Origin of the sequence: Flavobacterium praedii (assembly GCF_026810365.1) — a bacterium.
Lineage (GTDB): Bacteria > Bacteroidota > Bacteroidia > Flavobacteriales > Flavobacteriaceae > Flavobacterium > Flavobacterium praedii.
On sequence record NZ_CP113948.1, the window covers coordinates 1683685 to 1695969 of the forward strand.

Below are 12285 nucleotides of genomic sequence, written 5' to 3' on the forward strand. Positions count from 1 at the left end.
ACGTATATTTGAATATATACTATTCCAAATGAAAACTATACCATTTTTAAACGCCAGCGCGTGGATTGATGCCGAAAATGAAGCCGATCCAAACAACGAAATATACCAAGATGTAACCTATCCAAAGGAATTATTATATTCGGATAGAATGTACGAAAGGCTAATGACCTTTCAGCCTTCTGCTTCAGAAGCAGTTCAAATTGCAACCAAAGCGCAACACATTTGCCGTTGGAAAATGCCAAGGGAATCCTATCCAATGGATCGTGTGGGTTATTTAAAATGGAGAGAAGATTTAAAAAAATTCCACGCCAAAACCACAGCCGAAATCCTAACAAAAGCAGGTTATGAGCAAACCTTTATAGACCGCGTTTCCTTCTTGATTGAAAAAAAATTACTCAAAAAAGACGAAGAAACGCAACTTCTAGAAGATGTTATTTGTTTGGTATTTTTAGAGTTTTATTTTGATGCTTTTGCCTCCAAACATGATACCGAGAAAATGAAAAATATCATTCAAAAAACTTGGAATAAAATGTCAGACAAAGGGCAACAGGAAGCATTAAAAATAGACTTCTCACCAGAAAACCTTCAGTTGATAAAAGACGCATTGGGGCTTTAGTGTAAAAAAAAAACGCTTAATCTATAAGGTTCCACCATGAATTGTATGGGTAAGAAAAAAATAAAGAAAAATTTTTACCATCAAGAGATTAAGAAAAATTAAGTTTTCTAGGACTTAATGAACCTTAACGACCTAATGGTGCAAAGAAAAATTAAATTTTTAATTTTTAAGACCCAAACGATTGAATGTAGAACCATCTATAATAACATCATACACTTAAATGATCTTATATTTCTTATATGGTTAAAATTTAATGCAGTTTTTTATAAAATAAAGCAAAAAAACTAAGACAAGAATTCAAGTTAAAAAAATTTGCGCCCTTTCGCCTTTGCAGTAAAAAAAATTAGTTTTGAAAAAAAAATCCAAAGTATCTTTTGATAAAATTTCATTTATAAAATTAAGGCGGATGTATATATTCGCCTTAATTACTATTGCAGTGACAGTGCTTTTGAGTCAGCTCTTAATTCAATACAACCTCTACAGTCAACTGAGCGACTCGAGAATTATAAACACTTCTGGAAAACAAAGAATGCTCAGTCAAAAATTAACCAAGGAAGTTTTAATTCTGAATTTCATTACTGATTCTTTGCAAAAAAAGAACCAAATAAATGTTATATCCAAAACCATTTCACTATGGAAATTCAATCATTATTCTCTAGTAAACGGAAATGACAGTTTGGGTTTCCCAAAAGAAAAAAATCCGATCCTAACAAAGCATTTCGAAAATATAAAACCCAATTTCGATACGATAATTAAGGCTACCAATTCTTTTTTGGAGAACAAAAGTAAAAATCAAAACGAGCAGGAAAATCAAAAACTAGTTCAAACTATACTCGAAAATGAAACTATTTTTCTTTCGAAAATGAATCAAATTGTTAGCGAATATGACACCGAAGCACTAGAAAAAGTAACCCTACAACGCAAAACAGAATATGTCATTCTAGCTTTTACATTATTGGTATTACTGTTGGAATTTTTATTCATTTTCAAACCCACCAATAAACGGATTGAAATACTCATTCACAACCTATTGTCTTCCGAAAGAAAAGCTTTGAAATTGGCGCAAGACACTGAAATTATTAGCGAAGCAAAAGAAAATTCGGTTAAAGAATTGAAATCCCTCAATTATGCAATGGAGAATACTCTACTCTATTGCCGAATTGCGACTGATGGAACCATCATTCACATTGGTGAAAAATTTGCTAAACTACTGCAATATAACCCGTTTCTTTCCGATAAAAAATTTGGACAAGTACTAACTCCTATCGAAAAAGAACAACTCATAATCGACAGAATCGTTCTCGAAAACCACGGTAGAGGCTGGCAGGGGGAACTAAATATTACCACCCGAAACGAACAGTCGCTTTGGTTGGATTTGTCAATGGTCCCCGTTACAATTAAAAAAGACGAATCGGAACTTTTGATTATCTGTTTTGACATCACCGAACGTAAAAAAGCAGTACAAGAAGTGGAGCGTTTGAATGCCGCCAACATCGCCAACAAACTGAACCAACAAAAAGTAATATCGAGTAAAATTGTCGAAAACCAAGAAAACGAACAAAACCGAATTGCCCGAGAAATTCACGACGGAATAGGACAAATGTTGACTGGATTAAAATTCAGTCTCGAAAGTATCAATCTGGATGACAAAGAAAAATCTGCTATAAAAATTGATTATTTAAAACAATTATCCCTCGACATTATCAAGGGAGTTCGCACCGCAACTTTCAACTTAATGCCTCCAGAATTAAGCGATCACGGAATCAATTCGGCTCTTGCCAAATTAACTTCAGAACTTTCTAAACTCACCGGAAAGAACATTCTTTTTTACAACAAAACCGATTTCAACAACCGATTGGATTCGTTAATCGAAATCAACATTTATCGTCTGACACAAGAAGCCATAAACAACGCCATCAAATACGCCGATTCGACTCATATCATAGTGCAACTTTCACATAGCGCCACACTCTTGAGCATCACAGTTGACGATAACGGAAAAGGATTTGACATCAATGCCGTGGAGAAAAAGCGCAACAGCGAATCTGGAATGGGACTGCTCTTTATGAAAGAAAGAATCCAGTACATAAACGGTCGTGTATTCTTTAATTCTATTCCAAACGAAGGAACGAGGATCACCTTTAACGTGCCTATTTAAAAAAAGCAATGGCAATGGCAAAGGCAATAAAAAAATAATAAAAAGGAATTTGAGTACTGCTATTTAAAATACAATTCTACAAAAGTATTACCGTAATATTCTCAACCTGAAAAAAGAAGGATATTGGTGAAAATATTTCACGCAGTGTTTCTACAATTCTATCACAATCTATATACCTCGATAATGATATTAATAAGTTCTGGAATTTTGAATTTTAACTTTGAAATTGCCATTGAATTTGATTTTTACAATTGAAACTGGCATTGAAATTGAAAATTACGTATCTTAGCATCCTAAATTAGATGAATCTACGTAAAAAGTAGAATTGAACAATACGTATATTATGAATAATACAATTCGAGTAGTTCTTGCAGATGATCATGTATTTGTGAGAGATGGTATAAAATCATTATTAGAGAATGAAGCCAACATTACTGTTGTAGGCGAAGCTACAGACGGTCTTGAGGCCTTAACTTTAATAGACAGTCTCCAACCCGATTTATTAATTCTCGATATCAGAATGCCAAATTTAACGGGAATTGAAGTGGTTGAACAACTTCGCAGCAAAAATAATTTGGTAAAAATTGTTATGCTTTCGATGCACGAATCTGAGGAATACGTATTAAAATCGATTCAAGCTGGAGCTGACGGATACTTACTTAAAGGATCCAGCAAAGAAGAATTTCTAAAAGCACTTCATACGGTTGCCAATGGAGGAAAATATTTTAGCGGAGACATTTCATCTATATTAATTGGACAACTAACTAATCCAACATTTACTGCAGAACCGAAACACTCATTGGGCGAAGAACAATTAATTACCAAAAGAGAAAAAGAAATTCTAAAACTTTTGCTAACCGGAAAAGGAAACAAGGAAATTGCAGAAGCATTAGACATTAGCAAAAGAACTGCCGAAGTACATCGATTCAATTTGATGAAAAAATTAAAAGTAAAAAACCTAATGGAACTTTCAAACAAAGCTACAGAGTACTCGCTTTTGTAATGCTTTCTATCTAAAAAAAACAATTAGTTGCTCCAATAAAGGAAGGTGGCGACCATACTTTTACTTCAATTTCATTACTTTTAAAATAAAATCACCTACATTAAAAAATTCTCTTAAATAGGATAGTGCTTTACCACCAAACCAACTATCAAATCTAGTCTAATATCCCACCTTTTTATCTTTTTCAGTTTGTCAAATGCTGATTCTGAAAACCTTAGCAAATACAGGCTGTTCGTACTGAAAAACAACTCATTTGCAAACCGATATTCCTATCTCATTTTACTATTTTTTTTATCTTTTATTACATTATACATACTATTTGTTTGTTCAAAAAAATACAAATCTATTACTAAACTTTTTGAAAGAATTTCTCTGTATTTATAATACTAGTTTCCAATAAATTACGTAAATTCGAAGGTAATATTATAAAGCATTTTTTACATTATTTTTCAATTTAATTATTCTTAAATATATATTTTTATGAAAAACAAGGTTCAAAAACAAATCGTTACAAAATTAGCTTTCATTGCAATTGCATTCCTGTTTGCCTCTTTTGCTTCAGCACAACATAAGGCACCTTGGAATGCTCCCAAATCGGCAATTAATATGAAAAACCCATTTCCAGCAGATATCCATTCGCTTGAAAGAGGAAAACATTCCTATCAGATAGATTGTGTACGATGCCATGGAAAAGATGGTAATGGAGATGGATTAAAAGCTGAAAAAATTCAAAAAAAAGTGACCGATCTGGGTTCTGAAGCAATTCAGAAACAAACAGATGGTGAATTGTTTTGGAAAATATCTGAAGCTAGACGACCTATGCCATTAAAAGACATTACAGATGATCAGAGATGGGACATTGTCAACTATATTCGTACTTTTAAGAAAAAGTAATAGTATCCGACAAATAAACCAAAAGCAGGCATTTTAACCTACTAGCAAATGCCTCTAAATTTATACAACAAGTAAACTATTCAAAAACCTTGCTAAATAGCGAGGTTTTTTTTTGATAATTAGCTTGCATATAAAACCTATGTCATTATCCCAAGACTTTTTAGAGCTATGGAAAAGAATTAGTTTTATGCCTTTTTCAAAACTTAAATCAACATTTTGAAACACAATTAAATTCCACTTTTATAATTGTAAATAGAAATTTGACTACCAAAAATACTTAGCTAAAATAATTAAATACGTATTTATACTTAATTTATTTCTAAAAACTGCGTTTTCGCAGGTTTTAAATACGATATACTACTTAATTTTGTAAAAAAAAATAAGATTTATGTCAATAACAAACTCCCTTTCACAATCCCACCGTATTTTATTTTTAAATACATTAGCATTTACGGTATGCTTTGCCTGTTGGACGCTCAATGGCGTTTTGGTCACTTTCTTGGTAGATAATGGAATTTTTAAATGGGACGTTGTCCAAGTAGGATGGCTATTAGGAATTCCAATATTAACAGGATCCATTATGCGCTTGCCAATTGGAATCCTAACCGATAAATATGGAGGTAAATACGTATTCTCATTGTTACTTCTACTCTGCTCTATTCCATTGTTCTTGTTACCCTTTGCAGATAGCTTTTTCATGTTTGCACTTCTTAGTTTTCTGTTTGGTATGGTTGGAACCAGTTTTGCTGTTGGAATAGGTTTTACCTCTATTTGGTATCCAAAAGAATGGCAAGGAAGAGCTTTGGGAATATTTGGAATGGGTAATGCTGGTGCTGCTATCACCACGTTTTTGGCACCATCTTTATTAAATGAATTCTCTATTTCAGATCCTCAAAATGGTTGGAAATTACTACCTGTAATTTATGGAGCTGCATTAGTCGTAATTGGTGTTATCTTTTTAATTTTCACCAAAAACAAGAAACAAGAAAACCAAACCAAGAGTGTTCCTCAAATGCTGCAATCCTTAAAAAATGCCAGAGTTTGGAGATTTGGCGCCTACTATTTCTTAGTCTTTGGTTGTTTTGTAGCTTATTCGCAATGGTTATTGCCCAACTTTATGAATGTATATCAAACTAGTTTGGTCATGGGCGGAATGTTTGCCACTATGTTCAGTTTGCCATCAGGAGTGATTCGTGCTTTTGGCGGTTACTTATCGGATAAATTTGGGGCTCGAAAAGTGATGTATTGGGTACTGAGTTCTTCTGTAATCCTAAGTGCTTTATTAATGGTGCCAAAAATGGACATTACAACCTCAGGTCCTGGAGTTATGGCTACCAAAAAAGGAATCATCACTGCAGTAACAAGCACATTGGTGAAAGTGGGAGAAAAAGAATTTCCAATCCATTTGAAAACAAACAAACCGATTGAAAACACCATTTTCCCAACACATAATTCTTGGCAACAAGTTGTAGTAAGCCAAAATCAAGAAGTAAAGAAAAAAGAATTGATTGCCAAAGGAGTTACCGCAATTCATTTTAGCGCCAATATGTGGGTGTATTTAGTTTTGGTGATCCTTATTGGAATTTCTTGGGGAATTGGTAAAGCAGCGGTTTACAAACACATTCCAGAATATTTCCCAACCGAAGTAGGTGTTGTAGGCGGAATGGTAGGAATGATTGGCGGTCTAGGCGGTTTCTTTGGACCAATCATCTTTGGTTATTTATTAACCTGTACTGGAGTTTGGTCTAGTTCTTGGATTTTTATACTTCTTTTATCTGCTGCATGCTTGATATGGATGCACATGACCGTTACCAAAATCATGAACGAAAAACAATCTATCTTATCAAAAGAAATGGATAGAAAATAAAAATCTCCTCAATTTAATTACTTGTGTATTACTGCTCTTCAAATTGCCATTTGGGGAGCAGTTTTTTTTATAGAATCCAAAATTTCTTTTAAAACGAATAAGTTGAATGATTACGGTTTTGCGTGAGTGATGGCAGTGGAGCTCTTTTTTGAGAGGCTTTTTTCTAGCCTATCAAAAAAAGCGGGAACGTACAGCACGACCCGCAGGGACACGCCCAAACTTGCAAAAACACAATTATTAATCCACAATTGCACCCAATACTTGTAATAATTCAAAAAAAAGAACTGTTTTTTAGCATTCTAGTTTTTGTCCTCAAAACATCAAAATTAAATTAGTTTTATACGTATTTATACTTAATTATTACTTATTTTTGTTTTCATACAATATTTATTTCATGCTTTCAAGACTACTTTACCAATAAAGATATACCTAATGCAAAATACAGAAATCAAAACTACGTGTTCCTATTGTGGAGTAGGATGCGGAATTATTGTGAAAAATGATTCTAAAAATGGAGTGACGGTTACAGGTGACAAAGACCATCCCGTAAACAAAGGAATGCTTTGTTCTAAAGGGATGAACCTGCATTATGTGGTTAATGATACTTCGGATAGAATTCTGTATCCGGAGATGCGATGGAGCAAGTCTCACCCAAAAGAAAGAGTGAGTTGGGATACTGCTTTGGATCGTGCAGCCGCTGTTTTTTCTTCCATTATAAAAAAACACGGGCCAGACAGCGTTGGGTTTTACATCTCAGGACAATGTTTAACCGAAGAATATTATTTGGTTAACAAACTCGTAAAAGGTTTCCTGAAAACCAACAATATAGATACCAATTCCAGACTTTGCATGAGTTCGGCGGTGGCGGGGTACAAAAAGACCTTTGGCGAAGACTCGGTTCCTGTTGCTTATGCCGATATCGAACTTGCCGACACCTTCTTGATAACAGGAGCAAATCCTGCTTTTTGTCACCCGATTCTTTTTAGACGAATTGAACAACACAAAGAGAAAAACCCAAAAACTAAAATCATTGTTATCGACCCGAGACGCACCGACTCGGCTATGGCTGCCGATTTACATTTGCAAATACTACCCGGAACGGACATTGTTTTGTACCACGCCATCGGGAAACGCTTGATCGAAAAAGGCTATATGGACTCGGATTTTGTAAAAAAATACACCGAAAACTACCAACTGTACAAAGAGATGGTCTGCAACAGTTCGTTCGAAAAAGCGTCCAAATTATGTGGCGTTTCGGTACCTGATATCCATTTGGCGGCCGAAATTATAGGTAAAGCCAAAGGATTTATATCCATGTGGGCTATGGGATTAAACCAAAGCGCTATTGGGGTTGACAAAAATACTGCTTTACTGAACCTTTCATTGGTGACTGGACAAATCGGAAAACCGGGTTCAGGCCCTTTCTCTTTAACTGGACAACCCAATGCCATGGGCGGTCGCGAAGTGGGCGGAATGGCCAATTTACTGGCGGTTCACAAAGAATTAAACAATCCCGAACACCGCAAAGAAGTGGCTGATTTTTGGGGAGTGGAATCCATTTCTGAAAAACCGGGATTGACGGCAACCGAAATGTTTGATGCTTTAGAATCGGGCAAAATGAAGGCCATTTGGATCATTTGCACCAATCCGATAGTGAGTTTACCTGATGCCCGAAGAGTAGAAAAAGCACTGGCGAATGCCAAATTCGTAGTCGTTCAGGACATCTCTCACAATGCCGATACCGCTAAGTTTGCCGATTTACTATTACCCGCAGCTGGTTGGTTGGAAAAAGAGGGAACGATGACCAACTCGGAACGTCGTATTTCGTATTTACCAAAAGGAATTAACGCTCCCGGTGAAGCTTTATCGGATGTTGAAATCTTGTTGCATTTTGCCAAAAAAATGAAGTTTTCCGGTTTCAATTTCAATAACACCGAAGCGGTTTACAAAGAATACTGCCTGATGACCAAAGGCACCAATATTGATATTTCGTATTTAAATTATTCCCGACTGAAAAACGAAGGGACTTTTCAATGGCCCGTTCCCGATTATGGGCACCCCGGAACTCCTCGATTATTTGCTGATAAAAAATTCTTTACGCATTCGCAAAAAGCAATTTTCAATATCCCAACGAGTATCGAAAATACTTCGGCACTACCTTCCGAAAAATATCCTTTTATATTGACCACAGGACGTATTCGCGATCAATGGCATACGATGACCAAAACGGGTAAAGTGTCTCGATTGATGACGCACACTCCTAGCCCAGTTCTGGAAATCAATCCTATTGATGCTTACAAAGCCGAAATAAAAAATGGTGATATTGTTGTGGTAAGCAGCAAAAACGGCGAAGTTCGTGTCAAAGCCAAAGTAACTGAAACGATCAAAGAAGGCGTTTTATTTTTACCCATGCACTGGGGAAAACAATTGGATAACGATTTGAACAGAACCAACAATCTGACCAATACCATTGTCGATCCAATATCCAAAGAACCCGATTTTAAATACACCACGGTAGCGGTTGCCAAATACGTAAAACCGTTCCAGAAAATCGCCGTTGTAGGCGCTGGTGCTGCTGCTTTCCGTTTTATTCAAAATTATAGAGAAATCAATACTACCGATGAAATTATAGTGTTTTCCAACGAGGAAAATCCATTTTACAATCGCGTTTTATTGCCCGAATATGTTACAGCCGAATTGTCGTGGGAAAGCCTTTTGAAAATAAAAGACGAAGCGCTAGGCCAATTAAATATCACCATGAAATCGGGCGTTGCCATTGAAAATGTAAATGCAACCGACAAAGTAATAACCGACAGTCAAGGAAATATTCATCTATTTGATACCTTAATAATGGCAACCGGAAGTCGTCCCTTTATACCCGAAAATGCCCAATTGCATCTTCCAGGACGATTTACCATTAGAAAGAAAAATGATGCTGATCGATTAAAAGACTATTTAGACGGAACCAATTTACCGCCTGAAGAACAACACGTAGTGATTGTCGGTGGTGGATTATTGGGACTGGAACTGGCTGCAGCACTGAAACATAAAAAAGTCAAAATAACGATTATACAACGAGCGTCACGATTGATGGAACGTCAGCTGGACCGAATCTCAAGTAAATTATTGGCCGAAGAAGTGCAACTGCGAGACATTCAAATCTATTTTGATAACGAAGTTAGCACCGTATTCGAAACAGACAACTCCAACGAATTGGAAATCGCCCTAAAAAGTGGTCGAATCATTTCCGCCAATGCCATTGTGTACACCATTGGAACCATCCCAAACATCGAATTGGCAAAGGAAACGGGACTCGCTTGCGGACGTGGCGTAAAAGTCAATCAGTATTTACAAACCTCCGACCCCGATATATTTGCCATAGGTGAAATAGCCGAGTTCAACAATATGTTATTCGGAATCACCTCTGCAGCCGAAGAACAAGCCGATGTTTTGGCTAATTTTATTGCCGGTGACATCAGTAGTTTTTACAAAGGATCGGTTTTGATGAATATTTTAAAACTAGAAGACATCAATCTCTGTTCTATTGGTCAAATAGAAGTGCCGGAAAATGATGATACCTACGAAGAAATTGTTTTTGCCGACTTAGGAAAACGCTATTACAAAAAATGTATTGTCAAGAACGATTTACTCATAGGCGCTATCCTAATGGGAGATAAAAATGAGTTTGCCGAATTCAAAACAATGATCGAAAGTAAAATCGAATTGGCTGACAAACGAAATACTTTATTAAGAGGAAGCAGCGCCGAAGCCAAACCAGTACTAGGAAAACTCGTTTGCTCCTGCAGCCAAGTCGGAAGCGGCAACATCGAAAATTGCATCAAAAGTGGCGTTACCAATTTTACCGAATTGTGCAAAACCACCGGAGCGGGACTCGGCTGTGGCAGCTGCAAAACCGAAGTGAAGGAGCTATTGGCGAAGGTGAAGTAGGTTGCAGAAGGCAGAAGGCAGATTTTAGAAAATAGAAAAACGGAAATTCATAATTCACCACTAACTATTCACCACTAACTATTCACCACTAACTATTCACCACTAACTATTCACTTCTAACAATTCACCACTAACAACTCACCACTAACTATTCACTTCTAACTACTCACTTCTAACTATTCACCACTAACTATTCACCACTAACTATTCACTTCTAACTATTCACTTCTAACTATTCACTATTAACAACTCAAAAAAAATGGAATTAACAAGACTCATAGTAAAAGGTGGAGTACTGTCTCCGGGAGAATTACGAGAAATTGTAAATATGGGACTCGAGCAAGGTCTTGACGCCATCTCTTTTGGTTCCAGACAAGACATTATATTCCCAAAAGGATTTAAAAACAACACACCCGAGAAAATCGGAAAACATCATTTTGTTTTGCCCAACGAAAAAAGCGGTAACAACATCGTTTCCTCCTATGTTTCGACCGATATTTTCAGAAATACCCCTTGGCTTACCGGAAATAAATTTCTGTATATCTTAGAACAATTCAAGGAGCAGCCCCAATTAAAGGTCAACATCACCGACCCCAAACAGCAACTCGTTCCCCTATTCACGGGGCACATTAACTTTATCGCTTCTCACCATGAGGATTATTGGTTCCTGTATGTGCGCTTGCCAAAGTGGGACAAAATGGAACTTTACCCCGTTTTAATCTATAGCTGGGACATTGGAAAAGTGTATTACGAAATCGAAAAAATCCTTCAAGAAGAGCCCGATTCTACCGAAATGATTTTCCAACTCATCAGCGATTTGGACACCAACAACAGGACAATCGACCAACCCCTCAATATTCCTTTCTACCCATTTCCGTATTACGAAGGTATGAACCGACTCGGAATCGACCAATACTGGCTTGGGCTTTACTGGCGCAACAACATGTACGACCTCGAATTCCTAAAAGAAATGTGCGATTTGTGTTTTGATTGCAAAATCGGAAAAATTTGCATCACCCCTTGGAAATCCTTCATCATAAAAGGAATCCCCAAAGAACGCAAACTCGATTGGGAAAAATTCTTGGGCAAAAAAGGAATCAACGTACGTCATTCTCTATTGGAACTCAACTGGCACTTGCCCGTAGCGATGGAGTGGGCTTTGAATCTGAAAACCTTCCTCGTGCGCACCCTCGACCAATTCGACATCAGCACGTATGGACTTACTTTTGGTTTATCCGACTATAATCGAGATGGGCATTATTTCACCTCGGTTATTGTCGAAAAAAACGAATCGCCAAAAGACCTCGAATCCATCAAAATCCGAGACACCTTCAACGTTTTGTACGCCAAAAATTTCGACCCCAACACCAAGGAATACATCGTACACACCCAAGATGTCGACAAACTCGAATTGCCCAATATCCTGATCGAATTGAGTAAAAAGTATTTCGAAGAACTCGGTAACAGCGTACTCGAATTTGAAAATACCGCTACCAAAAAAGAAACCAAAGCACAAGACATTCACCAATGCCCAGAATGCTTGACGATTTACAATTCAGATTACGGAGACGTCATTCAAGGCATCGAAAAAGGAACGCTTTTCAAAAACCTTCCAGCCGATTACTGTTGTTCGTTATGCGAAGCGCCCAAAAGCAGTTTCACACCACTAACAGAAGCTACCGTTTAACCAATTCCTTTTGCATCATCAGTTCACCAAAGATCTTTTGGGCGAGCCACCATAAAGAAAATGGGCCTCCTTATCGTTGTGGTGAGTCGGCCCATTTCCTTTATGCTGTCGG

General features: G+C 36.8%; 7 protein-coding genes. All 7 read left to right on the forward strand.

Annotated elements, in window-relative coordinates:
* Window positions 1-28 precede the first annotated feature (28 nt).
* The 7 genes from OYT91_RS07175 (at window position 29) to OYT91_RS07205 (ending at window position 12173) form a co-directional block, all read left to right on the forward strand.
* Window positions 29-616 (forward strand): DUF4202 domain-containing protein, encoded by a 588-nt coding sequence (locus OYT91_RS07175; protein WP_281240093.1) that lies wholly within the window; start codon window positions 29-31, stop codon window positions 614-616.
* Between the two features lie 406 nt (window positions 617-1022).
* Window positions 1023-2774, forward strand: a complete 1752-nt coding sequence (locus tag OYT91_RS07180; RefSeq protein WP_281240094.1) for a sensor histidine kinase — start codon at window positions 1023-1025, stop codon at window positions 2772-2774.
* Between the two features lie 343 nt (window positions 2775-3117).
* A complete protein-coding gene (locus OYT91_RS07185; protein WP_281240095.1) occupies window positions 3118-3777 on the forward strand; it encodes a response regulator transcription factor in 660 nt (219 codons plus the stop codon).
* Between the two features lie 480 nt (window positions 3778-4257).
* Window positions 4258-4671: a c-type cytochrome gene (locus tag OYT91_RS07190; protein ID WP_281240096.1), complete on the forward strand. Its 414-nt coding sequence runs from the start codon at window positions 4258-4260 to the stop codon at window positions 4669-4671.
* Between the two features lie 388 nt (window positions 4672-5059).
* Window positions 5060-6538 (forward strand): MFS transporter, encoded by a 1479-nt coding sequence (locus tag OYT91_RS07195; RefSeq protein ID WP_281240097.1) that lies wholly within the window; start codon window positions 5060-5062, stop codon window positions 6536-6538.
* Window positions 6539-6970: 432 nt separating this feature from the next.
* Window positions 6971-10486, forward strand: coding sequence for a nitrate reductase (locus OYT91_RS07200; RefSeq protein ID WP_281240098.1), 3516 nt, complete (start codon window positions 6971-6973; stop codon window positions 10484-10486).
* 259 nt (window positions 10487-10745) lie between these two features.
* Entirely contained in the window at window positions 10746-12173 is a 1428-nt protein-coding gene (locus OYT91_RS07205) for a rubredoxin (protein WP_281240099.1), read from the forward strand.
* The last annotated feature ends 112 nt before the right edge of the window (window positions 12174-12285 follow it).

Coding starts and splice junctions, on each gene's coding strand:
- OYT91_RS07190 (WP_281240096.1), top strand. CDS start 4,258: ATGAAAAACAAGGTTCAAAAACAAATCGTTACAAAATTAGCTTTCATT.
- OYT91_RS07180 (WP_281240094.1), top strand. CDS start 1,023: ATGTATATATTCGCCTTAATTACTATTGCAGTGACAGTGCTTTTGAGT.
- OYT91_RS07175 (WP_281240093.1), top strand. CDS start 29: ATGAAAACTATACCATTTTTAAACGCCAGCGCGTGGATTGATGCCGAA.
- OYT91_RS07205 (WP_281240099.1), top strand. CDS start 10,746: ATGGAATTAACAAGACTCATAGTAAAAGGTGGAGTACTGTCTCCGGGA.
- OYT91_RS07200 (WP_281240098.1), top strand. CDS start 6,971: ATGCAAAATACAGAAATCAAAACTACGTGTTCCTATTGTGGAGTAGGA.
- OYT91_RS07195 (WP_281240097.1), top strand. CDS start 5,060: ATGTCAATAACAAACTCCCTTTCACAATCCCACCGTATTTTATTTTTA.
- OYT91_RS07185 (WP_281240095.1), top strand. CDS start 3,118: ATGAATAATACAATTCGAGTAGTTCTTGCAGATGATCATGTATTTGTG.